The sequence below is a fragment of the Dehalobacter sp. MCB1 genome (assembly GCF_003590275.1).
GTDB lineage: Bacteria > Bacillota > Desulfitobacteriia > Desulfitobacteriales > Syntrophobotulaceae > Dehalobacter.
The window spans coordinates 1-21393 of record NZ_LXPC01000018.1 but is presented as its reverse complement, the minus strand read 5'-3'; the positions used below and the strand labels follow the sequence as shown (position 1 = coordinate 21393).

The 21393-nt window shown below is 52.0% G+C and carries 28 protein-coding genes, 1 tRNA gene and 1 rRNA gene; 6 read left to right on the top strand and 24 right to left on the bottom strand.

What is annotated here, in order from left to right; translation table 11 throughout:
• Positions 1-10: 10 nt before the first annotated feature.
• A complete protein-coding gene (locus A7K50_RS14095; protein WP_158582066.1) occupies positions 11-187 on the bottom strand; it encodes a hypothetical protein in 177 nt (58 codons plus the stop codon).
• 15 nt (positions 188-202) lie between these two features.
• On the opposite strand from A7K50_RS14095, the gene A7K50_RS13995 reads away from it, so the two are divergent.
• Positions 203-418 (top strand): hypothetical protein, encoded by a 216-nt coding sequence (locus tag A7K50_RS13995; RefSeq protein WP_131930379.1) that lies wholly within the window; start codon positions 203-205, stop codon positions 416-418.
• Here the strand turns inward: A7K50_RS13995 and A7K50_RS13140 are convergent.
• The 3 genes from A7K50_RS13140 to A7K50_RS13130 form a co-directional block, all read right to left on the bottom strand.
• Positions 402-1244, bottom strand: coding sequence for a DNA adenine methylase (locus tag A7K50_RS13140; RefSeq protein WP_119776894.1), 843 nt, complete (start codon positions 1242-1244; stop codon positions 402-404). The two genes, A7K50_RS13995 and A7K50_RS13140, sit on opposite strands and share 17 nt — an antisense overlap.
• An 8-nt stretch (positions 1245-1252) precedes the next feature.
• On the bottom strand, positions 1253-1588 hold the full coding sequence (locus A7K50_RS13135; protein ID WP_119776765.1) for a hypothetical protein: 336 nt from the start codon (positions 1586-1588) through the stop codon (positions 1253-1255).
• Between the two features lie 171 nt (positions 1589-1759).
• Positions 1760-2008, bottom strand: coding sequence for a hypothetical protein (locus A7K50_RS13130; RefSeq protein ID WP_119776764.1), 249 nt, complete (start codon positions 2006-2008; stop codon positions 1760-1762).
• 134 nt (positions 2009-2142) lie between these two features.
• On the opposite strand from A7K50_RS13130, the gene A7K50_RS13125 reads away from it, so the two are divergent.
• Entirely contained in the window at positions 2143-2367 is a 225-nt protein-coding gene (locus A7K50_RS13125; RefSeq protein ID WP_119776762.1) for a helix-turn-helix transcriptional regulator, read from the top strand.
• Positions 2368-2399: 32 nt separating this feature from the next.
• Here the strand turns inward: A7K50_RS13125 and A7K50_RS13120 are convergent, their stop codons facing one another.
• The 15 genes from A7K50_RS13120 to A7K50_RS13055 form a co-directional block, all read right to left on the bottom strand.
• Positions 2400-3440, bottom strand: a complete 1041-nt coding sequence (locus A7K50_RS13120) for a hypothetical protein (protein WP_119776760.1) — start codon at positions 3438-3440, stop codon at positions 2400-2402.
• 6 nt (positions 3441-3446) lie between these two features.
• Positions 3447-3650 carry a hypothetical protein gene (locus A7K50_RS14400; protein ID WP_243103756.1) on the bottom strand — a complete coding sequence of 68 codons (204 nt, stop codon included), beginning with the start codon at positions 3648-3650 and terminating at the stop codon, positions 3447-3449.
• Entirely contained in the window at positions 3647-3985 is a 339-nt protein-coding gene (locus A7K50_RS14395; RefSeq protein WP_243103755.1) for a hypothetical protein, read from the bottom strand. The genes A7K50_RS14400 and A7K50_RS14395 overlap by 4 nt, the downstream gene beginning before the upstream one ends.
• Positions 3982-5463, bottom strand: a complete 1482-nt coding sequence (locus tag A7K50_RS13110) for an antirestriction protein ArdA (RefSeq protein ID WP_119776759.1) — start codon at positions 5461-5463, stop codon at positions 3982-3984. The genes A7K50_RS14395 and A7K50_RS13110 overlap by 4 nt, the downstream gene beginning before the upstream one ends.
• Entirely contained in the window at positions 5456-6181 is a 726-nt protein-coding gene (locus tag A7K50_RS13105; RefSeq protein ID WP_119776757.1) for a DUF4314 domain-containing protein, read from the bottom strand. The genes A7K50_RS13110 and A7K50_RS13105 overlap by 8 nt, the downstream gene beginning before the upstream one ends.
• Position 6182: 1 nt before the next feature.
• Positions 6183-7583: an ankyrin repeat domain-containing protein gene (locus tag A7K50_RS13100; protein ID WP_119776756.1), complete on the bottom strand. Its 1401-nt coding sequence runs from the start codon at positions 7581-7583 to the stop codon at positions 6183-6185.
• Positions 7584-7678: 95 nt separating this feature from the next.
• The gene (locus tag A7K50_RS13095; protein WP_119776754.1) at positions 7679-8839 is read right to left on the bottom strand and encodes an LPD28 domain-containing protein; all 1161 of its coding nucleotides are present in this window, start codon (positions 8837-8839) and stop codon (positions 7679-7681) included.
• Between the two features lie 112 nt (positions 8840-8951).
• Positions 8952-9563 carry a hypothetical protein gene (locus A7K50_RS13090; RefSeq protein ID WP_119776752.1) on the bottom strand — a complete coding sequence of 204 codons (612 nt, stop codon included), beginning with the start codon at positions 9561-9563 and terminating at the stop codon, positions 8952-8954.
• Between the two features lie 64 nt (positions 9564-9627).
• Positions 9628-10230, bottom strand: a complete 603-nt coding sequence (locus tag A7K50_RS13085) for a hypothetical protein (protein WP_119776751.1) — start codon at positions 10228-10230, stop codon at positions 9628-9630.
• A gap of 87 nt (positions 10231-10317) precedes the next feature.
• Positions 10318-14349: an S-layer homology domain-containing protein gene (locus A7K50_RS13080; RefSeq protein ID WP_119776749.1), complete on the bottom strand. Its 4032-nt coding sequence runs from the start codon at positions 14347-14349 to the stop codon at positions 10318-10320.
• Between the two features lie 116 nt (positions 14350-14465).
• Entirely contained in the window at positions 14466-15638 is a 1173-nt protein-coding gene (locus tag A7K50_RS13075) for an antirestriction protein ArdA (protein WP_119776747.1), read from the bottom strand.
• Entirely contained in the window at positions 15635-15976 is a 342-nt protein-coding gene (locus A7K50_RS13070; protein ID WP_119776746.1) for a hypothetical protein, read from the bottom strand. Before A7K50_RS13070 ends, A7K50_RS13075 begins: the two co-directional genes overlap by 4 nt.
• A 17-nt stretch (positions 15977-15993) precedes the next feature.
• Positions 15994-16311, bottom strand: coding sequence for a hypothetical protein (locus A7K50_RS13065; RefSeq protein ID WP_119776744.1), 318 nt, complete (start codon positions 16309-16311; stop codon positions 15994-15996).
• Positions 16299-16694 carry a hypothetical protein gene (locus A7K50_RS13060; RefSeq protein WP_132102073.1) on the bottom strand — a complete coding sequence of 132 codons (396 nt, stop codon included), beginning with the start codon at positions 16692-16694 and terminating at the stop codon, positions 16299-16301. Before A7K50_RS13060 ends, A7K50_RS13065 begins: the two co-directional genes overlap by 13 nt.
• 85 nt (positions 16695-16779) lie before the next feature.
• The gene (locus A7K50_RS13055; RefSeq protein WP_119776741.1) at positions 16780-17445 is read right to left on the bottom strand and encodes a hypothetical protein; all 666 of its coding nucleotides are present in this window, start codon (positions 17443-17445) and stop codon (positions 16780-16782) included.
• Between the two features lie 132 nt (positions 17446-17577).
• Here A7K50_RS13055 and A7K50_RS13050 point away from each other — a divergent pair, with 132 nt between their 5' ends.
• Both A7K50_RS13050 and A7K50_RS13045 read left to right on the top strand, forming a co-directional pair.
• Positions 17578-17805 carry a hypothetical protein gene (locus A7K50_RS13050; RefSeq protein ID WP_132102071.1) on the top strand — a complete coding sequence of 76 codons (228 nt, stop codon included), beginning with the start codon at positions 17578-17580 and terminating at the stop codon, positions 17803-17805.
• 50 nt (positions 17806-17855) lie between these two features.
• Positions 17856-18137: a transposase gene (locus tag A7K50_RS13045; protein ID WP_119776737.1), complete on the top strand. Its 282-nt coding sequence runs from the start codon at positions 17856-17858 to the stop codon at positions 18135-18137.
• Here the strand turns inward: A7K50_RS13045 and A7K50_RS14390 are convergent.
• Complete coding sequence (locus tag A7K50_RS14390; RefSeq protein WP_243103754.1) at positions 18128-18727, bottom strand: hypothetical protein; 600 nt, start codon at positions 18725-18727, stop codon at positions 18128-18130. The genes A7K50_RS13045 and A7K50_RS14390 overlap by 10 nt on opposite strands.
• Positions 18728-18755: 28 nt before the next feature.
• Between A7K50_RS14390 and A7K50_RS14385 the strand changes: the two genes are divergently transcribed.
• Both A7K50_RS14385 and A7K50_RS13030 read left to right on the top strand, forming a co-directional pair.
• Positions 18756-19028: an IS3 family transposase gene (locus A7K50_RS14385; RefSeq protein WP_119776733.1), complete on the top strand. Its 273-nt coding sequence runs from the start codon at positions 18756-18758 to the stop codon at positions 19026-19028.
• Between the two features lie 292 nt (positions 19029-19320).
• A complete protein-coding gene (locus A7K50_RS13030; RefSeq protein WP_119776732.1) occupies positions 19321-19980 on the top strand; it encodes an HAD family hydrolase in 660 nt (219 codons plus the stop codon).
• Positions 19981-20078: 98 nt separating this feature from the next.
• Here the strand turns inward: A7K50_RS13030 and A7K50_RS13025 are convergent, their stop codons facing one another.
• From A7K50_RS13025 to A7K50_RS13015, 4 genes are all read right to left on the bottom strand, one after another.
• Positions 20079-20243 (bottom strand): hypothetical protein, encoded by a 165-nt coding sequence (locus A7K50_RS13025; RefSeq protein WP_348980866.1) that lies wholly within the window; start codon positions 20241-20243, stop codon positions 20079-20081.
• 87 nt (positions 20244-20330) lie between these two features.
• Positions 20331-20456: a hypothetical protein gene (locus tag A7K50_RS14515; protein ID WP_282432391.1), complete on the bottom strand. Its 126-nt coding sequence runs from the start codon at positions 20454-20456 to the stop codon at positions 20331-20333.
• A gap of 309 nt (positions 20457-20765) precedes the next feature.
• Positions 20766-20841: transfer RNA gene (locus A7K50_RS13020), tRNA-Ala, on the bottom strand.
• A 254-nt stretch (positions 20842-21095) separates the two neighbouring features.
• A 16S ribosomal RNA gene (locus A7K50_RS13015) occupies positions 21096-21393 on the bottom strand; the annotation flags it as partial.

Sequence of the window (21393 nt, the reverse complement as noted above, 5' to 3'; positions counted from 1 at the left end):
CTTTCCTCCTTCATAATGACGGCTCCATGGTGAAGCCGCTTTCCTGTGCTGTTTCCTGATGTTCATTCTGAGAGCGCAATCCCTCGGACCACTGCCGCAGTTCCTCCGACGTGACGGAAATGCTTTCCTTATCCAGCACGGTCAGCAACTTGGCAACCGCTCCAATCTCATTTGCTGCGGCACTCAACCCCGCGGCGTCCAGATGCCCACCCGACCGGCGCATGGCAGCGCCAAAAGTGATAGCATACTTTCCGCTATGCCAGTCCGGACGGAGTATTGTTTCGATATGGACGTATGCGTCGTCGGCGGGATGGAAGCACGGCTGCCCGATGGAGCCTGTGGCGAGCCGATGCATTCCGCCGGTAGCGGACTCTATCAGTTCCACAGCGTTATTGAGCTTTTCAATCTCTGTCAATGAATTCACCTCCAGTGCAATCAAACAGAGTTATCTGTGCCGGCATATTTCTCTGCCGTTCATGCAGATCATAGTTGGCTATCAGCAATTCCTCAAACAAGCAGCCGTTATCGTACCGCTGCTTGATGTTGTTTATCCTGCTGACTCTCTCAATATGGATGCCCGGCTTGTCATACAGATCCCACGCAAATGGGCAGTCGTTATACGACATAAGGAATTTTCCCATGATGCTCATTAGCGCGTCCCGCAGACGAATATGGTCTATTTCGGTGAAGCCGTTCTCTCCAATATTGCTGTAATACTTTTCGGTTGCGATGTAAGGTGGGTCAAGGTAAAAAAAGCTCTCCGGGCGGTCATACTGCCGGATGAGCTTCACGCAGTCCTTTTTCTCAATGACCACTCTGGCCAGCCGCCTGTGGGCCTGCTCGATGAGTGGGAAGTTCGACCACATGTCGTGAGGCTGGCTGCCGAAGCTGGTCAAACTGCTGGCGTAGGAATAGCGGATGAGCTGATAGAAATACGCTGCCCGCTGTACATCGTCTGCAGTACTGTCTGTGGCGAGGATATTTCGCGTAATCTCAAAATCCTCGCGGGAATTGAGAACGAAGCGTAGGGCTTCGATCAAATCCAAAGGTCGGTCGCGCACGCAGCGGTAAAGGTTTGTCAGCAGACTGTTAAAATCGTTATAGACCTCGAAATCATTGCCGGGCGGCTTGTGAAACAGTACCCAGCCCCCACCGCCAAACACCTCGATGTACCGCTCGTAAAAGAGCGGAAAACGCGGAACGATCACATCTCGTAAGGCTTTCTTTCCGCCGATCCAACTCATGAAGCTGTTCAAAAAGCGCCATCCCCCTCCAGCGGCAGGCGGGTCTGCCCTTCATCCGAATAGAGGGCGCGCGCCTTGATCAGCCCGCGCTGAGCTTCGGAAATCTTTTTAATACGGCTTGTGAGCTGCCGGATGGTTCGATTCAGTTCGTCCTCGGTGGCGGCATAGCAATAGCCATACTCGAAGCTGCATATGGGGACGCCCTCCGAGCGCAGACAGTTGACAATCCCGCGAAGCTCGCGGCCTCGGATATCGAACGCACTTTCCAGCTTCCGGCTGGTAATTGCCCTGCTTTCGCCTTTATGGAAGTCCTTCAGGTATCCGGCGATTTCTTCTTGAAGCATTGGAACGCCTCCTTTTTCCGGGGCGTTTTCCCGAAAAAAGGCACAAAAAAGCAGGGCCGCTGTCCTCCTGGGAAAACGGCCCTGTTTATCTTTTTGCTTTGGGTAATATAAATGGCGGGGAATTTATCCTCTCTGCCTGATTACGTCAGCTCCTGTCAGGAGAACGCACGTTTATTTTTTGCTATCCTCATCATCTCCTTCGCTTGGAGCGCACAGATCACTGTCGATGCCATTCGGATCAATATCCTTTTTGTGTATGATCTGAAATATTTTCTGCGGTGGCGGAGGGTCGCCTCCCGCTGCCCTCCATCCGGCGATAAAGGCAATGCGAACCATCGCAAACAGGGCGTTCTCCGCTTGGTCGTATTCTCTGCGGTCAAGAAAATCGCCGAATGCCTTTTCAAAGTCGTTGCTGTGCATATGCTCCACCTCACTGTGTATAATACCATTTATAGATAGCTAAAGCAATATATTATCATGTATTTGCTTGACTATGCTTTGTCTTAATTTTCGGATTTATTTTGTAAACTATTAAGTGAGGGGGCAAGGTAAATATGGATACGAAACACTACAAGGACTACGTTCAAATTGGACTCAACATACTCTACTACCGCAAGGAGCAGGGCATCACGCAACTGCAGCTTGCGGAAATGACATCTTACAGCAGAAACCACATCCAACAAATTGAGACCGCTCGCGCGGTCCCAAGCGTTGCGGTGCTTCTGGACATTGCCAAGGCTCTAAAAATTCCGGTAATGAAGCTGTTCGAGTCCAGATAAACGAAAGCCCGGCGATTGATTTCGCCGGGCTTCTACATTCCCATGGATGGATTTTTAGGGGCAAGGTCATTCCTGCGGCTGAACTCGCAAATAAATTCCTGACTGTTTCTTGCGATGTAGCCGTGAGCGCAGGGCTTCAGGCGAAGCCTGTTGATCTCGGTCTTGCAGTAAGCGGCGTAATCAAAATACATCCCTATGGCAGTATCGGGATCGACGATTTTTCTTTTGCGGGCCAGATCCTTCCCGAACTTTTCCCAATGCTGTTCGGTAGGGATAAAGTCATAACACCGGAGGTTTTGGGTGATGTCCAGCGCCTCGTCCAGTCGGGTGCAGCCCTCCAGCTCCATCGCCGCCCGAAACCGTTCCTCGAAGCAGATCATGCCCTGCCCGCATTCCTCCAAAACATAGCCCAGATTGTTGCCGTCCTCGATGAGCTGTTCAAGAGAGTCGTACTGTTCCGCGAGATCGGTGATATTGTCAAGACAGCACTTTGCCTCCAGCAGATCCACGTTGCCCAGCTTGTTGAATTCCAGCGTGACCAACTCGCCCAGCGCGACCGCAAGCTCATCCGGCTCGCCGGTGTGGATTTCATGATCGGGGAGCTTCACCCACACGCCCTCGGGACAGTGTTCGGATGCAAGCTTCAGCTTCACGCTCCAGCCGCCTGTCATCTGGCTGAGGTTTTCGCCGTTATATATCTGGCGGCAGGGGCTGGTTTGCTCCACATAGCCGCCTGATACAAATACGCCGCCGTGCCGCTCTCGCAGGTCAACGCCCCATCGTTTAAGATCGAGATAGGGCATCTGATCGGCAGAGGCTGCCTCTCGGTATTTTGCATAGTAGTGGCCGAGGGTTCTGTCTTCCATTGCCGAGTAGAAAAATTCAAAGTTGTCGAGCTGCTCGGTGAGATTGATGAGGTCGGCGGCATTGTCGATTGACTGGAGCCTCGCAGCGCCCTCCAGCAGATATCCCTCTCTGACCGACATTTCCACAAACCGCCTGTCGAGGAATGCCATTTCCTCCGGCGTGCCGGAAAGCTCTTTCCAGGGATAAGGGTACGGATAATCTTCCATACTGTTTCACCTCATTTTCATGTTTTGGTCGGGATCGTCGGAGTGCTTCTCCAATTCCGGCTGATCCGGATAGCAGTAATCAATCATTTGGGCCACCTTTTCGGGGACATGGTCGAGATCCACATGATGGTCCCGTTCAATATATACGGTGTACCAGTAATCATAAGGGATATAGACATCCGAGAGATATTTGGAGTCGGCGGACTTCATTTCCTCAGAGCCGTCATCGATAATACCTCTCGGCGAAAAAAGAAGGTGCCGTAATGCTCGCCGGAGGATTGCAGGTCGAGCGTTACGATCCCAAGCCCGATGTGTTTTGTGTTTTGTCCCCGAATAACGGCAGGCATGTCGACAAACTCATAACCGCTGTCGAGGTTATCTGTGTGGTAGACTTTCACGAAAAGATCGTGCATTTGCTTCAGGATTTCTTTAGCGTATCCATCGTTTTTGGTGTTGCAGGATCGGTCCAGCTTTGCAAAGTCCACCGTTGGAAGTATAGCGTTTAGCTTTTTGATATAGGCGGCCTGCAAATCTTCGTTGCTCATGCCTGGCCTCCCATCTCCATATGCCGGCCGGGACGCACGAGGCATTGCTCCACTGTTTGACCGCTGGGAGAGAAGAGAATGCCGTAATCAGTACTGACTGCCTTATTCCGCTCCATCAGCTTCTCTCCGTAGCGGTAGAAGTTCTGGCTCAGCAATTCCGCCTTAAGGGGAATGGTGCATTTGGCAAGCTCCGCTTTCGCGTAATCCTCCGGAGAGGCGATTTCACGCAGGAGTCGGAACTCGCCGGCTTGATAAGCAAGATCGAGCGCGTCCTCCAGCGCGATATCCTTGGGGGCTGACTCCAACATCGCCTTATATGCCGGGATGCCGCCCTCGTCGTTGAGCCTTTGGAGCTGAGCAGACAGATCCCGAACCGTATCCAGATTCCCATACTCCAACGCATCAGTTATTTTTTCAGTCAGACGAGGGACAATGCAGTCCACGGCAATAAAGCCGCATTCCTCCGGCACAATTGCATCCACCTCACTCATCGCCATTTGCAGAGCTGTCTCGGAAGCAGGAAACTCCATTACAGCAGATAACTGCTGATCGTCGCCGGGCGCTTCAAAGAATCGTTTCGTGACATGGAGAAGTACTGTGTAATCCGGCTTTTCAGTAAGGATCGCGTCACCGCTTTGGTATGTCTGCGCGATTTCGCCGTTTTGCACCACATAACCGCTCGGGGTAAATACTCCGCCCTCTCCGTCGTGCATCTCTTTGCCGATCTTGCCATAGTCCAGCCATGGGAAGACTTTTTCCGGCAGGGTTTCCAGTTCGGGAACAAAGCCGTTTTCCTCATAAAACTTACCGAGGGACTCGTTATCGTGAGCTTCATATACGACCTGGCAGTCGGCTGTGCTGTGGGTCATGTTGATGAGCCGCTCCACGGCGATGGGAGCGTAATCGGTGTGAACGGTGTCCATCATGACCATTCCCTCGAAGCAGTCCAGCTCCCACTCGCTGAGCGCCGCCAGCCGCTGGGCAAGATGGTTTAATTCATATAGATTGGTGCTTGGGCTGAGAAACTGCGGCAAATAGTCCAACTTGCAGCTCGTGATTTCCATAGAGTAGATGACGCGCTCATCGATTACGCGGGCCTTATCCAACGCGTCCAGTATCTCATAGGGGGTGGCGGGGAGCGTAAGCGTCGCCGATGTATTGGCTCCAAACGAACAGGGACGGCTGATTTCCAGTTCAAAGATTCTGTCCGGTTTCGCGGGGCTGCCGGCCGTCATGCCCGCAAACTCCCAGCCAAATATGGCTCCGGTAATCATTGCGTTTTCCTGCTCCGGCGTGACGCCGCCAAGCTCCTTGTTTTCCTTATCCGCGATGGCGCGGTTTCGGGATCGGTCGCCTTGATCCAGAGGCGACCGGAAAAAGCCAGTCGTACCTTGGGTGATAGTGACGAGTCTGCCGTCGAAAGAGAGAACAGCATAGCATTTTTGTGGCAGGCTGTTGTTTTCTCTGTCCTTATTCAAGCGTCATCCCTCCCATCTGCTGGCTCTGCTCCAGTTCATCCTTTGTCCTGATGCTCCAGCTTTTATCGCTGCTCCAGAGACTGACATTGATCTCGCCGTCCGTGGTTTTAATGCCCCTCTGCTCAAAACCCTCTCCAAAGCCGTCAGATGCCTGCCCGGAAATATATTCCTTAAGCTGCTCCAGCTCCTGATCGGTCAGTTTGCTCTGAACCCGGCACTCGGCCACGCCCATCAGCTTATTCTGAACCTGTTCCACCGTGAAAACAAAGGACTGTACTTTGCGGCATACGCTGTCATCCTCATGGTAATATTTCATGAGCCCGCGCTCAGCTTCATCCGGCATTCGCTCTTTAACAATGGCGGCGAGAATGCTGTCCTTATGCGCAAGAACGTCATAACGGTCAAGCTCGACGGCCTCATTTTCCAGATCGCCCCATCTGTTGCGCTCGTAGGCCGTAACGGTGAGCGGCATATACAACTTGAGCGTTTGAAGCGGCTGCGGAATGACCGAGAAGCGGTCCAGGCCGGGGATGAGGGCGAGGGTGCGTCCGTTATCCCAATTCATATGAATCTGGCACGCATCGTCGATATGGTCGAGGGTTCCCTCGGTGCCGGGGGGCACAGGGGCATAGGGGTCTTTCATCTCGGTGAGCCGGATGCGGGTACCGGGCGGGTACTGCTCCCGCATAAATTCCGCCCATTTTAGATGCTGGTTCATGCTACATGCCTCCTATCTGTTGGATTCCTGACTGCTGCTGTTCTGAATCAGGGCTGTCCATATTTTGTTTCCAGTGCTCATGCACTGCGTCAAACGCCTCATTGTTTTGGATGGGACGATTCTGGCTGTTAGTCCACTCGATATAATGACCGAAGTCCATGCCGCGCTCCAGAAGCATTTGTGCCGCTTCTGTGTTGCCGGTGTTAATACAGGCGTGGAGCGCCCCGTAATTATGGGCTTCAATTTCCATGCCCTGCTCCAGCAGATGCGTGACCGCCCAGGGACTCCGTTGGAAGGCGCGAATCACATCGGCAGCGGCCTCATCTGCGTGAATTCCTTTCTTCACCAGCTCCGAGGCCGTTATATAATCGTCCCGCAAGGCTACCTGATGGAGCAGCCGGGGGGAGGCGCCGCCGATTTGCTCGGGGGTAGCCTGCTTCAGCAGTGCCTTGGCGATATAATTTTTTTCGCCATAGGAATAGATGATCACATCGCCATAATACGTCTTGGGGAGATCGGCGACGCAGTGTTCGGCCTGTTCGTAAAACAGCCGCACCTTTTCAACTTCACCTGTATCGACGGCGCGTTTGCTCGCTTTGAGGTATTGCCCACCGGTCAGCTCTTTTGCATCGGTGAGCAGAAGCATCGTCATCTTTCTGCCGACCGCGCCCGGCCTGCCTGCCGCAAGGAGCAGCAAATCGGCGGCTTTATCCGGCACTTTTGGGTACACCGTCTGAAATGCCGGCAGGTTACCGTCTTCAATGGCCAGCATCGCCATGTCATAGTCGCTGATTTTCAGCGGACGTTCGCCAACCTCGTTGACAAACTCGGTAATGCTGCCTGTCACACGGCGCAGAAGCTGTTCCACACCGACGAATTCCTGCTGCAGTTTGCTGCGGTGTTCTACAAGGCTATCAATCAACAACCGCTGTTCCTCCCGGTTCAGGTGCATGACCATGCCGTTGGGACTTTTCGCTTCTCCAAGCCGGATATATCGGGCATAGGTGCCGCCGTCACCGTTGAACGCCTTTGTAACAGCGGAAGCGATGAGGTACATGCGGTCAAGGTCGCTGCCGGTATCCCCAAGGGTTTTGCCGGTAGCAAAGCTCTTTGTTATCTGTTTTTCCTGCTGTTGATCGTACCATTTGAAATAAATATCCAGATAGACGCCCTCGCTGCCGCCGTAGTCAACGGTACAGAAAAAATTGGCGTCTTCGGGTATTTCCTTGCCGTTTCTCCATTCGCCGTCCATCAAAAAGTATTCGTCTGGCAGATAGCCGGTGCTTTCAAGCCGGTGCTGAAGCTCTGCAAAAACCTCCTGCGCCGTGCGCTGGCCGACACGCCGGACGGTGCCCGGTTTTTCGGGATTGGGTTCCCAAATATCGAAATCAATTGTATTCATCGTTTCCTCCTGCTTTACAGCATCTGGCCATCCTGAAAGCCATGTACGCGCTGGTTTCCAATGAACCGGAGCAGCCAAATTCCAGTTCCATCAGCTTATCCAAGCTGCATGCCTCCCATCGTCATGCCCTGATCAGGCGTCTGTTCCGCAATTTCATGTCTCAGCGTTTCAACCGCCTCGGCAATTGCCGCGTCGCTGGAAAAACTGGCAAGGTGTGTGTAATCGTCCGTGAATTGCTGCTTTCCATCCAGCGTGATGACAAAGTCCACGGTGGCAATCTCATCTTTGGTCACGCCCAGCCGCTTGTTGCCGCTGTCCGTTTCGTTATACAGTCGGATGGCTTCCGACAGCGTGAGGTCGCCCGTGAGTTTTTCGTCGGGCAAGTTATAATCCTGAAACACAAACCAGCTATAGCTGTGTGGCAACGTGCCGTCCGCGGCGTTTTGGAGTTGCTGCTTTCCGGCCGCCGTGAGTCCATAATCCTGCTTTGGAGCCTCGTTCTTCATTCTCAGTTCCTGCTGCCGTTTGTCGTAAATATATAGATAGGCGTTATAGTCGCCCTGAATCGGCGTACAGCGCAGACAGTAGCGATAGTTTTCGCTCTCTGCGATATACCCGTAGCCGCCGCTTGAGCCGTCATCCAGTTTGCCGGCGTTGTGGTCGCAGCAGTATCCGGACATAGACGAGAGGCTTCTCAGCGGACCGCTTTTGCGCAGCTCATCCACAAATTCCTGAAGCTCCACTTTGAATTCCGGCGTGTTCAGCTCATCACCGTTGTGCGGCCACCAGGTATGCCAGAACTCATTACCTCCGTGGCCGAAGTCCGCCCGCAGATGCCCGACCGTGCCAATCTCCGCGTCCTTCTTGTCTTGGGAATAGAAAAGCCCCGCCTCATCGGGAGAGGCGGGGCGCAGGATGAATTTGCGGTTATCAGGTGCGAGGTCAAGGCCATGTTCCTCACAGAAGTCCGGCAAGGTCAGGCATTCGCCAAGAAAATTCAGCTTTCCGCGCAGTCGGCGGAAGCCTTCCTTGGGAATGGTGACCGGCTCCGGTGTGAGAATGGCTCCGGCATGGTTAATGGCGACATGGCTTTCAACCGTTACCGGTCTGCCGGGATCATAATCCGAGCCTCGGAGGTCGTAACAATAAAAGCCTTTTGGTACCGTATCCCGGTCAATGCGGGAATTGGTGAAAAGCGCGGGCTTTCCGAACAGCTCCACATGCTCATATTGTTCTTCTCTGGCATTTACGCTCATGGGACATTATCTCCTTTCCAAATTTGTCAAGTACACAAGATACCACGAAGAGACCGGAATAGCTATACCATAAATTTATACCAGTACCCGGCTTGTAATTGCACAGGGGAGCTTAAACAAAGACCGCACCGTCGCACCATTTTTTCATCGCGTTATAAATCAGATGTACTTTGGTCCCGTCGGTTACATCGCGCCATCCTGACGGTTTGAACTGCCTGAGACCAAACTGGCGGTCGCCCTCGAAATACGCCAAGATTCCGATGTCGGCTGGTATCTCGTCGGCGATTTTGGGTGCAAGGGACTTCGGTACGCAGTAGTAGTTTTCATTTCCGTGGAAGTTGTGGCCGTTTACACCTTTGAAATCGGAGTAGGTAATTTTGACCTCGAAGCAGGTGACCATCATGCCCACCTTCCAGTTATGGCATCGTAATACGCAACCGTGGCATTTCTGATCATTTTTATCCGTACCGCCGTTGCGGAAGCACTTTCCGGGTTGGTGCATGTACGCGGTCGTGCGTTGATCTGTCTCGGAAAACCGTGCCGCGTCCAGAAGCCTGCAGAGGTATTCCTCATCTGCGTAATAGTCCTCAAACCGGATGCTGTCCACTATTCCCGTGGGAGTCCACACTTCATCTGCCCACCGAATGGTTCTCTTTTCAGTATTCAGCTTTGGCCGGTAATAATGGGTCAGAGCCTTAATCCGTTTTGTCAAATCCGTTTCCACGTTTCACCTCATGCGTTCTATATGAATCGAAAAGACCTGCCCCTCGGCGAAAGGCAGGCCGAGCTTATCCCATTTCCATACCACCAAGCTCCTGCCGGTTAATCCGGGCATCGACGATATCCTGCAGAGCCTGCTCCGCGCTGTCCCGCCTGAGTACATAGCCTCCGGCCGTGTAAGCGCCGCCGTGATTGGCGTAATATTCAATGCCGACCCGGGCGTAATCCAGATACGGCTGAACATTCTCGTCAAAGGGCATCACGCCGGAATTGACGAGGAAAATGCCAAGTTCCCGGTCTGTGGTAACGTGGGGAATGTACAGGTACTGCTCCAGCCGTTCTCCAATGGTGATCACATCGTCCAGGCCGTTAACGGACTCGGCATCCAGCGCGCCCTCAAACAGCCGACACCCGTCACGGTCCAGCGTGTCGGTAATCTCCGCGATACGGTTCAGCTTTTTCATCTGTCCGGGGGCGTTCACGTCCGCGTTTTTCAGGTAGCGGCCGATATTCCTGACATCGCTGATCGCGCCGACGATTCGGGTGGAGGACACATCGGTGCTAATTTCATCCAGCCAGGACCACACCTCGCCGATTTCAGCCGGAGTTGGCGGGAGTTGCAGGTAGACGCCCTCATAATCGTCGGCGCGGGTAAGGTGAAGCTTAAGCATTCATTTTCTTCCTTTCAAAAAGATTTCCCTGCGTTCAGTGAAGAACGCAGGGATTGATCTCTTTCAGAAGCGCGAAGCTGAGTCGAGTTACTCGAAATAGAACTCCACGCTGTAGGTGATATTGCTCTTGTTATACATGCAATCATGGTTGGTATAGTAGTACATTTCCAATTGCGAATACACACCCGGTGGTAAGGATCGGCTGAAGGTGATGCCGTTTGTGGTAGTGCCGTAATCCAGCTGATCCCACTGGCCCGTTAGCACGTTGTAACCACGCACACGTCCGAAGTCCTGACCGCTGTGGCCGGAAACAGGGGGCACTGTGAAGGTGTAATTGATGATGGTCGCCCCGGCGATCCCCTGCTCCAGGATGACAGATTCCGGTCCGGTGAGCGTCATGCCGCCGCCGTGGGTTGGATCGGATACGAAGAAAATAACGGCTGCCCAGGAAGATTCGGCGCCAGTGGCATCGATAGCCTTCACGCGAACCACGTTTTTTCCGAGGGGATAAGCGCTGCTTGTTTGAGCCGGCCGACCTTCCCAAATGTAGCTGACAGCGTCGCCGTCAGAGTCGGTGCTTGCGGCAGTGATGGTAATCGGAACGCCGGGGGCGATGCTGTTTCCGTTCGGGGTGCGGGTGATCACCGGCGTTGTGGGAGCGGAATTTGTCACCGTAAAGGTGATATCCGCCCAGTCGGAATATAGCCCCCATGCGTCTTTTGCTCTGACATACACCGTATGGGTACCCACGGTATAGTAGCTGTCCGCAGTGTTGCCGGAGTATTCCAGAGTGACGGTATCGCCATCTGGGTCTGAGGCATAGGCCGTGAGATTCACCAGGAGTTTGCCGTTTTGGGCCGTTCTTGTGACCGACGCGCTTCCGGTAGGCTTATACGGCGCATTGTTGGTGATGGTGAAGCTTTGCGAATAGGTGAACGTCCGGCCGGCGCTGTCGGTCGTGCTGGCGGTCAGGACATAGTTGCCGATTGCGTTGACGGCAATGCTGCCGCCGCTGTTTGAGAGACTTCCTGTATAGGATGCCGGGCTTCCGCCTTTGGTCAGCGACCATGTGAGGTTTCGGCCCTCCAGTCCGGACACGGCCGGCAGGGATACGTTAAAGCCGGAGCCGATGTGAGCGGAGGATGGCACACTGAATGGGAATTGAGCAATCGGTTTGACCGTCGCGGCATTGGATTCAAAGGTGAATTTTCTGCCGTTTACATCCGTCACTTCGGCAAACAGCTTCACTGCAATGGTTCTGTCCGTGCCGATTGCCAGTGAGCCGCCGCCCGCGCCTAAAGTGCCCGTGGCATATTGGGAATAGGGCTTGGGCTGGCCGCCATCGACAGAGATAAGCCAATTGAAGCTCGCTCCGTCAAGTTCATTGCCATAGGCGGTGACTGCCATAGGTTCTCCGCTGTAGGTCAGCGGTGGGATGTTGATGCTCATGGTCGGGATGGGTGATATTGTAAAGCTCCGGCTCTCGGTAAAGGTGCGGCCGGTGGGGTCCGTCATGGTCAAAATCAGCGCGTACTGTCCTTTTACCGGGAAGGTAATTGTACCGCCCGATTCTGTAAGGACGCCGGATGCGTAATTTGAATACGGTTCAGCGCCTCTGTCATCAGTCACGACTGTCCAGTCCGCGGCGAGGTTTTCCAGATCCGTGCCGCTGACGCCGACCGTTCCGGATTCACCTGCATACCAGACCTGCGGCGTACTGAGTGCTACTACCGGGATCGGGCAGACCGTGGTCGACGCCGAGTAAGAGAATACCCTGCCCAACGCGTCGCTCATGGCGGCGGTAAGGGTGTAATCTCCGGCATCCTTAAAGCGGATATCTCCGCCGAAGGCGTTGAGGTTTCCCTCGACAGCGTCGGCAAGACTGACGGGTTCTCCGTCCTTCGTGAGACTCCAGTTCACCGGCAGCACGTTATTATTGCCGCGGGTCCGCAGGTTGATGGTTCGGTCGGTGTGGGTCGCTTCGGGAAGTTCAAAGGAGATATTCAGTACCGGCAGGACTTCGATTTTCCCGCCATTCTCGAACAGGAATACCCGCCCTGTTTCATCGGTGATTCGGGCGATCAGTTCATAGGTGCCGGCATGTTTGAAGCGAATAGCGCCGCCGCTGTTGTCCAGCGTGCCCTCGATATATGTCCCAAGATCCTGAAACCCGAAGCCGTTTTCCAACATCCACTCCACCGTAAGGCCGTCCAGCTCCGAGGTTTCCGGAGCCACGGTGACAGTGGTGTCGGTGTAGGCGGTTTCCGGCAGCGTATATGAGATACTTGGAACCGGATACACCTTGACCGGCGCGGTGTAACTATAGGTTCTATCCGCGGGGTCGGTGAAGGCCGCTTTCAGGACATATTCGCCTTTTTCAAGGAAACGGATGTTGCCACCCTGATTTGTCAGCTCGCCTTGAACAGCGTCGGAAAGGGCGACGGCTTCTCCGTCTTCGGTGAGCGACCACTGAATGGCAGCGTCGCCAAGGTTTTCAAAGCTGGTTTTCACCTGGATTATTTTATCGGTGTGGGTGATTTCAGGTGCGTAGAAGCCGATGGAGCCTATCGGATAGACGGTGACGGTCTGAGAGGCTTCAAAGGCGCTGCCGGTTTCATCGGTTAATGTACCGGTGAGCGTATACACGCCCTTATCCAGGAACCGGATCTTCCCGCCCTGATTTTCCAGCGTGCCCTCGACAGCGTCCGTAAGAGCAGCCGCCTCGCCGTTTTTGATCAGGCTCCAGTCGACGGTCAGCCCATCGGCTTCGGTCAGAGCCGTGACGACCTCAAGAGTCGTATCGGTGTGAGCAGCGGCGGGAAGAGAAAACGCGATTGCCGCCACAGGATAGACCTTCGTATTTTCCGTATGGGTAAAGATGCGTCCAGCTTCATCGGTGATAGAAGCCGTCAGCGAATACTCCCCCTTGGTTTTGAATGCAAAGGTGCCGCCTCCATTTTCAAGTGTGCCGTCCAGAATGTCGGCCGGCGAAACGGTTTCCCCATCCTTAGTTGCTGTCCACACAATGTCGTGGCCGTAGAGCTTTTCTAATGGGAGGGTAAGGGTAACCGATTTGTCCGTATGGGTCGTTGCCGGAAGCTCAAAGCTCAGGTCAATGACCGGATAGACCGTGATCTGTTTGGCCAGCACGGTTTCTTTTCCTCTGGCGTTTTTGGCCGTTGCGGTCAGCGTGTACTGTCCGTCCTCTTTAAACTGGATCGTGCCGCCCTCCAAACCGAGCGTGCCGGTGACGGCGTCCGCCAGTTCCACAGGCTGCTGTGAGCCGTCCACGGCGGTTTTGGTCAGCGTCCATGTAAAGTTGCTCATATACTTCCACACGGGCATGACCTTGATTTTGCTGTCGGTGTAGGCGGTTTCGGGAAAGTCAAACTGTACCTGCGCGCTCGGATGGCTGTGAGAGCCGCCTCCCGAACCGCCCCCGGAATCATTGCCCGGATTATCCGGAGTAGGTGTGGGTGTAGGCTCAGCCGGATTTGTCGGAGTGGGTGTCGCCGGCTGCTCCGGAGTGCTTGGGGCAGACGGAGGAGGCGTCGGTGTGGAATTTTCCGGCGTGACCTTGTCGATCAGATCGTCGGATTCGCCCTTTGTCACCGGGTCATTGGGATGGATCTTGCCGTCGTCCGTATCCCCAATGATATCTTCCTCGCGGCCTACGATGACATATCCTTTATTGCCGTCTTTGATATCATCCTGGTCATCATAGCCGCTGTGCCCCTGCGTATTTTTTGCCTCGTCGTCCTTTCCGCTGACCCGCACGAGCATTTTGATGATCTCCGCGCGGGTGATGGGATCGTCGGGGCGGAAGTACCCGTCAGGATAATCGGCGGAATCGAGGATGCCGGCGTCGATCAGGGCCTCGATGTACCTCTCTGCCCAATGCCCGTCGATGTCGGAAAAACTGGGCGGAACTTTTTCCGCGTTCCCGGTATCCATCTCCAGTTCTTTTGACAGGTCGGCGGCGAACTCGCCGCGGGTGATGATTTCATCCTGCCGGACGAAGTTTTCCGGATGCAGGCGATATGCCGTATAGATCACGCCGCACACCAGAAAAAGGAGAACCAGGGCGAGGATTCCAATGCGTTTCCCTTTTTGCTTCATTGGTTTACAATCCTTTCTTATTAATTTTGACTATGAAAAAACCGGAATCACAATCTGGTTCCGGCTTCAAGTCCTTATTGGCTATTGTGGATATCCTTGTTATCGCGGTCGGTGTTTCACATTTCTCCCATTGTCATATTCATGCGCTCGGTTTCAACTCCCGCCATGACCTCGTCAATGGATACGAAGCCGTGATAGCTGATGTAGCCGGTTTCGGCAAACAGACCGTACTCTCCGGCGATGCGCTGCTCTCCGTATTTCTTGAAATCATAGTATGCATCCAGCTCGCTGTCGTAGTCGAAGTGGCCGGATTCCATGATCATGTACCGGCCATATTCTTCCGGAGAGGAAACGCCGGGAACAAAGTCGAAAAGGTCAAGCTGGCTTAAAAGGTTCCGAGCCTGCGTGAGATCGGCGGGAGACGCCATTTGAAGCGCCGCTTCCGTTTTCTGGCGGCAGCCGTCGTCCAAATCCTGAAAGCTGGCGCACAGCCTGTTTAGCTCATAGAGGTTTTCTTCTGTATCCATCAGGTCAATCAGCGCGGCGGGCAGCTCGCTGCCATCATACTGCAGACGCACATCCTCGTTCTGGATTCCCGCGCGCATCAAGGCGCGTTCAATCTGGCAGTCCTCTACCGGCAGGTACAGCCATGCAATATCCTTGGTATCTTCCGGGAGGCTTCGGTCTGTAACCGCCACGGTCAGCAGAGTATCGCCGCTATACCGATAATCAGGGAAATACAGCCCGTCATAGTAAAGCTCCAGCTCCATGCCGTTTTCGTAGACCACACCGTAAGGCATGATGGTCCCTTCTTCATTCAGCAGAAGGGAGAGAGCTGTTTTGTGGAAGTCCACGGTTCTTAGATCATCCTCGGTCAGCCCGCCGTGAAGGTTCATGTGGTGCTTTCGGCCAACAGCAGCCAGATCTGTAAAACCCTGAACGACCGTTACACTCTGGCAACAAAAGGTCAGGTTGATGAGATCCGTCATATTGGAAAAGTCCTGGCTGACGGCGGCGCCCTGGAATTGGGCAAGTTCATATTTGTCAAAGCTCTCCAGCCGTTTGGCGAGATAGTCCAGTTCATCCACATTGATTTCGGTTTCTTCCAATCGTTTGAGGATGGAATAATCTCCGCTAAGCTCCTTGACAAAGCAATCATGTATGGCAATGTGTCCGATACCGATGGCTTGGAGGTTTTCATAGATTCCTGCATAATCCGCTATGGGGAAGCACACGGCGACAGGCGACAGGTCGGGCCGCTGATGATTCGCTAAGATAGTTTGGATCATTGTGTCACCTCCAGCAATTTTGCGTCGACCCACCGCGTTTTTCCGGATTTCATCGTTTCATACTCGACAAAGAGTCGGGAGTCAAGCTCAACATAGGAAATGTCGAGATCGGATTTTTGCGGCCGGTAGGCTTTATCAGCGTCGTACTTATACCAAACGCATAGTTTGAGCTTCCTTCCGTCGTCGGTATCAAAGTAACAAATGAGCGCGCGATTACTGTTCCATTTTTTCATGACAAGCGTGCCGGTGAAGCTGCCCGCCCCCTCCGGGAAATCGTATTCCTTCATGGGGAAGCCCATATCCATGACTTGTTTTTTCGAGAATCCGCGTCTTATCATTTTTCGATCCTCCTTTTTCAATGCTCCAGCGAATAACTGGCATAGCCAGAACGGGCGATAATCATAGCGCCTATGATGACCTTCAGCAGCTCATCGCTCACGATGCTCTCATCGGCAAGGTCGGCGGCCGTGATCCGTTTCTCGTTGGTGTAGACACTTTTGGCGGTTTGGTACAGGATGTAGTTGTTCGTGCTGATGCCGCGGAGCTTGACCTTTGTAAAGTCAATATCGTTTTCTGTTATAGCTCCTGCTACGGCTTTCCACAGTTCGGCGTCAGCGGTGAGCAGATGCAGATCTGCAATGAATATCGGAGGCTTGCGGATTACATCCTGCATGAACTGCCGCCATACCCAAGCAAGTCGTTCCATATGCCGGCCTGATACAGTTGTCCGTGGAAGTCGGCGGCGGCAAGGTGGATTCGAGTTTTGGCGCGGGGATTTTTCAGATGGGCAAAACACTCGATGACGAGATCATAATAGGTCACTGCTCCAGCCTCAATGCGCTCCTTGAGCCATGAACAGTGCTTGGATTTACATTTCTTTTTTTTGTAGTCCGTGCAATAACGGCAGTCGACGTCATCGGCGGAATATCTGGAATTACCGATCTGGAAGCCGCTGCTCCTGGGTGAAAAGTTAGGAGGAAGCAGCAGCATCTGTTCGATTCCGGCAAGCCTGGTGTTACACATAAAGTGTCTGGACATGGCGTTTTTTCCTTTCATTTTGTTTTAAACGCAAAAAAGCAGCGGAGTCTTTGCAGCCGTTTTGGTGGCTGCAGACCCCGCCGCTTTTATATTGAATAAGCGCTTACATATTCATTTGTGGCGCCTGACCCTGCGCCTGGGCGATTCGTTCCTCCACATCAGGAACGATGCACTCGATCTGCTCTCTGATCTCTCCCAGCTTTTTTTCGCTGTCATAGGTCAGTTCATAGCCGCCCTCCAGCATTCCCTTGATGCATTTGTACATCTCGGAGAATTGTTCCGGCGAAAACAATTTCTTTTCAGGTATCAATCCGGAGCGGACGGCGAAGTCCTCTTTGGCGGAGGTATATTTGTTGATGAAATAGTGGCCGAGGCCAACGCCGGTTCTATCGTAGTCTCGTTCCCAGGTTACAAACTTGTACCCATAGTTTTTCTCCATTTCCAGTCCGGCGAGTACATACCCATTAAAGTCGGCCAGCAGCCGGTAATCCTCGTCCAGACTTTTTGCGTGGAGGATAGGCGCCAGTTCCATCGCCGTCATGTATTCTCTGACCATGTCGGCAATAGGCGCTGTACGGTCATACAGATCGTTTGCCTCGGGAGTATTAAGATCGCCGGGGGCCTTGCATAGAAAACCGGGGGCCTCGACCCGGAAGGCCGGCTGGCCGTTCAGCAGAACGGGAAGCCTGCCGTTTTTGGCGGGCGTGGTTTCTATTCCTTCGTTGGCGAGGATGCGGTAAAGCTCGGCAAAATATTTTTCTCTGTCCATAGGATACCTTCTTCCTTAATTCTGTCTGAAAATCGAGTAGGAGGGGGTGGTTAACTCCCGTCCTCTCACACCACCGTACGTGCGGTTCCGCATGGTTTAAAAGAAGATGATAGAAAAACAATGTATGCAGAGATGAGCAGAATTACAAGACATTTTGTCATAATTAATGACTATAATGAGAAAAGATCACTTTTAGTGAATATTGCCGAATGGTTAGAAGGTGGAGATTACTTTAATTTCATAAAAAAGGCTCAGGATGAGATGAAAGAGGTCTTTGATGAAGTCCGCATAGTAAATGTTGGTTCGCGAGCGGCATGTAATATCTGCAGACCATTTGCTGAGAAAAAGGGTCCATGTTAAAATTTCGGACAGTATGATAAGATACACCTGAAGAAAAGGAGCTTATCGAAATGTCCAAAAATCGAAAGAAATACGATGAAGAATTCAAAAAGCGTGCGGTGCGAATGAGCTGCAGCAGCGAACGTCCGGTCACAGCGGTGGCCGAGAGCCTCGGGGTCACGAGCAACATGATCTACCGCTGGCGAAAGAAATACACGCCTGACGGAGAGAAAACTCAGATGGCTGCGCAGCAGGACGAGCTGGGCGAGCTTCGCAGAAGGATAGCGGAATTGGAAGAGGAAAATTACATATTAAAAAAAGCGTCGGCCTTCTTCGCAAAAAATCAGAAGTGACGGATTTTTATGACCTGATGAAAAACGAAACCAAATACGCCAAGGCGAAGTGGGCCGAAAAACTTGGCGTTTCCACATCCGGATTTTACACCTGACTTCACGACCGAAAGCGGCGGCAGGCGTCCGGCGACGAATTGCGTGAGAAGGTCGTATCTGTTTTTAATGAAGGTCAAGGCGTCTATGGGGCCGACCGTATCTGCGGTATTCTCAGGCGCAACGGGGATTCGGCATCCTACCCGGTCGTAAAGCGCATCATGTCGCACGAAGGCCTGAAATCCTACCACCTGCGTCGCAGACAGCGGTCTTTGACAGACAGCAGAAAAGCGCGCGGAGCCAGGTATGAGAACCTGACGAAGGGGCTTGAAATAGAAAGGCCGCTTCAGGTTTTGTCCAGCGACATCAGTTATATCCGAACCGGCGAAGGCTTTGACTACCTTTGCCAGATCCGCGACGTCTACAGCAATACCGTTCTGGCTTCCTGTCAGGCGGAGAACATGAAAAAGGAGCTTGTCCTGAAAACGTTGAGAGCCGCTCAGGATCGCTGGCGTTTGCCTGCGGGCGTGATCTTCCACAGCGAGCGTGGCAGCCAATACACATCAGTACACATCAGCCGAGGTAATGGCGCAAGTGGCCGGTTATGGCTGGAATCAGAGTTTTTCCAACGTAGGCAAACCGGGCGACAACGCCTGGAGCGAGAGCTTCTTTTCGATCCTGAAAAAGGAGATCGTGCACTGGCGGTTCTATCCTACCCGCGAAACCGCGCGGCAGGCCATATTTGAATATATTGAGGTGTTTTATAACAGGCGCAGGGTTCAGAAACGGCTGGGCTACCTCAGCCCGATCCAATTCCTGAACGCCTGGAACAAGCGGGCTTTACCATGTAGTGCTTAGCATATTGTCCGAAATATCGTTGACTTCTCAAAGTAATAAATGTAAACTGAGTTCAAGACGCTATCTATGCTATAATATAGCAATGAATAATCGCAACAGATGAAACATCACATTTACACTTATAACAATATCCATAAAGTGTATTTGGCGACTGGTTACATTGCCGATTGGCAAACCAAATTCAGGAATACAAGGTGGGCGAAAGACGGGTTTGCAGATCAGTTAGAAATACCAAAAAGTGGCTCAAATTGACAAAATAAATTCTTCTTAAATACTTAAAAGGAGGTCAAATATGTCAATCGTAACTGTAGATTTTGATGGAACTTTATATCAACATAATTCAGTTATGGCTATGCTTAAAGCTGGGAGAAAAGCATTCACTTTAAAACAATGGGTTTTAATAGTCATGAATTTTTTAAACGGTTCTGTAAACAGGACGAGAGGAAATAAAGTGGATTATCGTGTTGTTTTACTAAAATCATTTTTTTACCAAATGAAAGGGAAAAATATGGACGAGATGCATACTTTTTTTGAGTCCATAGCCAATACCGGGCGTCAGAGTATTAATTATGATTTGGTTTCAAGGATAACTAAACATTTGGAAAATGGAGACCGCGTGATCATTCTATCAGGGGCTTTGCAGCCATTTCTTGAAGAATTTATTCGACAGCTGGATATGCGAGCAGATGCGATTGGAACATCATTACTTTATGATGAAAGAGGGCTCTGTACAGGTGAAATCGGTAGAATAAACCATGGAGTTGATAAAGTAAATAGGTTGAAACTTTGGATAAAGGAAAATGATGCTAGCGGAGAATCAATTTGGGCATATGCAGATAGTGAATCTGATATTCCTCTACTAGAATTTGCCGATAAAGCAGTTGTTGTTCAGCCGTCAAATGCAATGAAAAAAATTGCAGAATCAAAGGGGTGGGAGATTTTCTATAACTAATGCCTCCGTTCAAATTGCACCGTGATAACGTGTTTGTTTAATTATTTACCGGCAACACGTCATTCATATGTAATGCATTCGCGTTATAGAATGTGGAGTTACAGCTTCTCCATGATATCAAGCAGGCTCTGGTAGCTGTCCACATCATGATAAACCACGTCATCTGTGGAAATTTCATTGAACAGCCGCTTGGCGCAGGCTATTTTGGCTTGCTCGATGGGACGTAGGTTCAAACTTTCCATTGTGCCTTTGGTCTCTGCGATTTATCATAATTTCGATTATGCTGTTAATAATTTTATCTATTGTTCTCCCTGCTTTCTTGGGAGTATGTAACATTCTAATATGCAAACTCAGGCGATGGCCTCCAGTAGAGTTTCTAAAAAACGCAAAAAATCGCCCGGCAATGAACCGAGCGACAAGCATAAAGCAAAGCGCAAAACGCCTAAGATCCCAGTAATACAGGCACTTTCGGCCATAGATACAACAAAACCCACCTCGTAATGAAGTGGGTTTTATTGTATCAACCATTGTTGATGATGTGGTGGAGACGGAGAGGAGCGAACTCTTGACCTCCGCGTTGCGATTTTTAATCGCGATGTCAAAAATTTCCGGTGAAAGGATAGGCGAAAATTTTTGACCGAATTTTTTGCTCTTTATCGGGGCCTGCTTTAAGCACAGCTTGCGCTCCCAGCTGAGCTACATTTTGTTATATCAAGTGTCCAATCTTAATTGCATTAAGGTATGAAAAAACCACAAGGTTATTTGGCCTTGTGGTTTATCGTTGTTGGTGGAGATAAGCGGGATCGAACCGCTGACCTCTTGAATGCCATTCAAGCGCTCTCCCAGCTGAGCTATACCCCCGTATGTGGCAAGACCCTGTATTCATGCGGTTTTGCCGTGTTTGTCATTGTCTGTGGATGATTTCGCTTTGCGGGTGGTTTTACCGTTCCGATGCCCTCCCAGCTGAGCTATACCCCCACGGTCACTCAAAACCAAACAACAAGAAATCAATTGCTAAACTCACCATACTTGAGAGTCAGTCCAGGTTACCCTGCTTGACTCTAAGTACCGACCTTGGAGTAGATTCAGATCTAGTCTGAATCAGTTCTCCCTAGAAAGGAGGTGATCCAGCCGCACCTTCCGATACGGCTACCTTGTTACGACTTCACCCCAATCATCTACCCCACCTTCGACGGCTGGCTCCTTACGGTTACCCCACCGGCTTCGGGTGTTGCAAACTTTCGTGGTGTGACGGGCGGTGTGTACAAGGCCCGGGAACGTATTCACCGCAGTGTGCTGACCTGCGATTACTAGCGATTCCGACTTCATGCAGGCGAGTTGCAGCCTGCAATCCGAACTGAGAACGGCTTTCTCGGATTTGCTCCACCTCGCGGCTTCGCTTCCGTCTGTACC

What these genes read in the sequence shown, in the direction of transcription:
- A7K50_RS13995 (WP_131930379.1), top strand. Translation starts at nt 203, where the DNA reads ATGCCCACCCGACCGGCGCATGGCAGCGCCAAAAGTGATAGCATACTT.
- A7K50_RS13140 (WP_119776894.1), bottom strand. Translation starts at nt 1,244, where the DNA reads ATGAGTTGGATCGGCGGAAAGAAAGCCTTACGAGATGTGATCGTTCCG.
- A7K50_RS13135 (WP_119776765.1), bottom strand. Translation starts at nt 1,588, where the DNA reads ATGCTTCAAGAAGAAATCGCCGGATACCTGAAGGACTTCCATAAAGGC.
- A7K50_RS13130 (WP_119776764.1), bottom strand. Translation starts at nt 2,008, where the DNA reads ATGCACAGCAACGACTTTGAAAAGGCATTCGGCGATTTTCTTGACCGC.
- A7K50_RS13125 (WP_119776762.1), top strand. Translation starts at nt 2,143, where the DNA reads ATGGATACGAAACACTACAAGGACTACGTTCAAATTGGACTCAACATA.
- A7K50_RS13120 (WP_119776760.1), bottom strand. Translation starts at nt 3,440, where the DNA reads ATGGAAGATTATCCGTACCCTTATCCCTGGAAAGAGCTTTCCGGCACG.
- A7K50_RS14400 (WP_243103756.1), bottom strand. Translation starts at nt 3,650, where the DNA reads ATGAAGTCCGCCGACTCCAAATATCTCTCGGATGTCTATATCCCTTAT.
- A7K50_RS14395 (WP_243103755.1), bottom strand. Translation starts at nt 3,985, where the DNA reads ATGAGCAACGAAGATTTGCAGGCCGCCTATATCAAAAAGCTAAACGCT.
- A7K50_RS13105 (WP_119776757.1), bottom strand. Translation starts at nt 6,181, where the DNA reads ATGAACCAGCATCTAAAATGGGCGGAATTTATGCGGGAGCAGTACCCG.
- A7K50_RS13100 (WP_119776756.1), bottom strand. Translation starts at nt 7,583, where the DNA reads ATGAATACAATTGATTTCGATATTTGGGAACCCAATCCCGAAAAACCG.
- A7K50_RS13095 (WP_119776754.1), bottom strand. Translation starts at nt 8,839, where the DNA reads ATGAGCGTAAATGCCAGAGAAGAACAATATGAGCATGTGGAGCTGTTC.
- A7K50_RS13085 (WP_119776751.1), bottom strand. Translation starts at nt 10,230, where the DNA reads ATGCTTAAGCTTCACCTTACCCGCGCCGACGATTATGAGGGCGTCTAC.
- A7K50_RS13080 (WP_119776749.1), bottom strand. Translation starts at nt 14,349, where the DNA reads ATGAAGCAAAAAGGGAAACGCATTGGAATCCTCGCCCTGGTTCTCCTT.
- A7K50_RS13075 (WP_119776747.1), bottom strand. Translation starts at nt 15,638, where the DNA reads ATGATCCAAACTATCTTAGCGAATCATCAGCGGCCCGACCTGTCGCCT.
- A7K50_RS13070 (WP_119776746.1), bottom strand. Translation starts at nt 15,976, where the DNA reads ATGATAAGACGCGGATTCTCGAAAAAACAAGTCATGGATATGGGCTTC.
- A7K50_RS13065 (WP_119776744.1), bottom strand. Translation starts at nt 16,311, where the DNA reads ATGCAGGATGTAATCCGCAAGCCTCCGATATTCATTGCAGATCTGCAT.
- A7K50_RS13060 (WP_132102073.1), bottom strand. Translation starts at nt 16,694, where the DNA reads ATGAAAGGAAAAAACGCCATGTCCAGACACTTTATGTGTAACACCAGG.
- A7K50_RS13055 (WP_119776741.1), bottom strand. Translation starts at nt 17,445, where the DNA reads ATGGACAGAGAAAAATATTTTGCCGAGCTTTACCGCATCCTCGCCAAC.
- A7K50_RS13050 (WP_132102071.1), top strand. Translation starts at nt 17,578, where the DNA reads ATGAGCAGAATTACAAGACATTTTGTCATAATTAATGACTATAATGAG.
- A7K50_RS13045 (WP_119776737.1), top strand. Translation starts at nt 17,856, where the DNA reads ATGTCCAAAAATCGAAAGAAATACGATGAAGAATTCAAAAAGCGTGCG.
- A7K50_RS14385 (WP_119776733.1), top strand. Translation starts at nt 18,756, where the DNA reads ATGGCGCAAGTGGCCGGTTATGGCTGGAATCAGAGTTTTTCCAACGTA.
- A7K50_RS13030 (WP_119776732.1), top strand. Translation starts at nt 19,321, where the DNA reads ATGTCAATCGTAACTGTAGATTTTGATGGAACTTTATATCAACATAAT.
- A7K50_RS14515 (WP_282432391.1), bottom strand. Translation starts at nt 20,456, where the DNA reads ATGGCCGAAAGTGCCTGTATTACTGGGATCTTAGGCGTTTTGCGCTTT.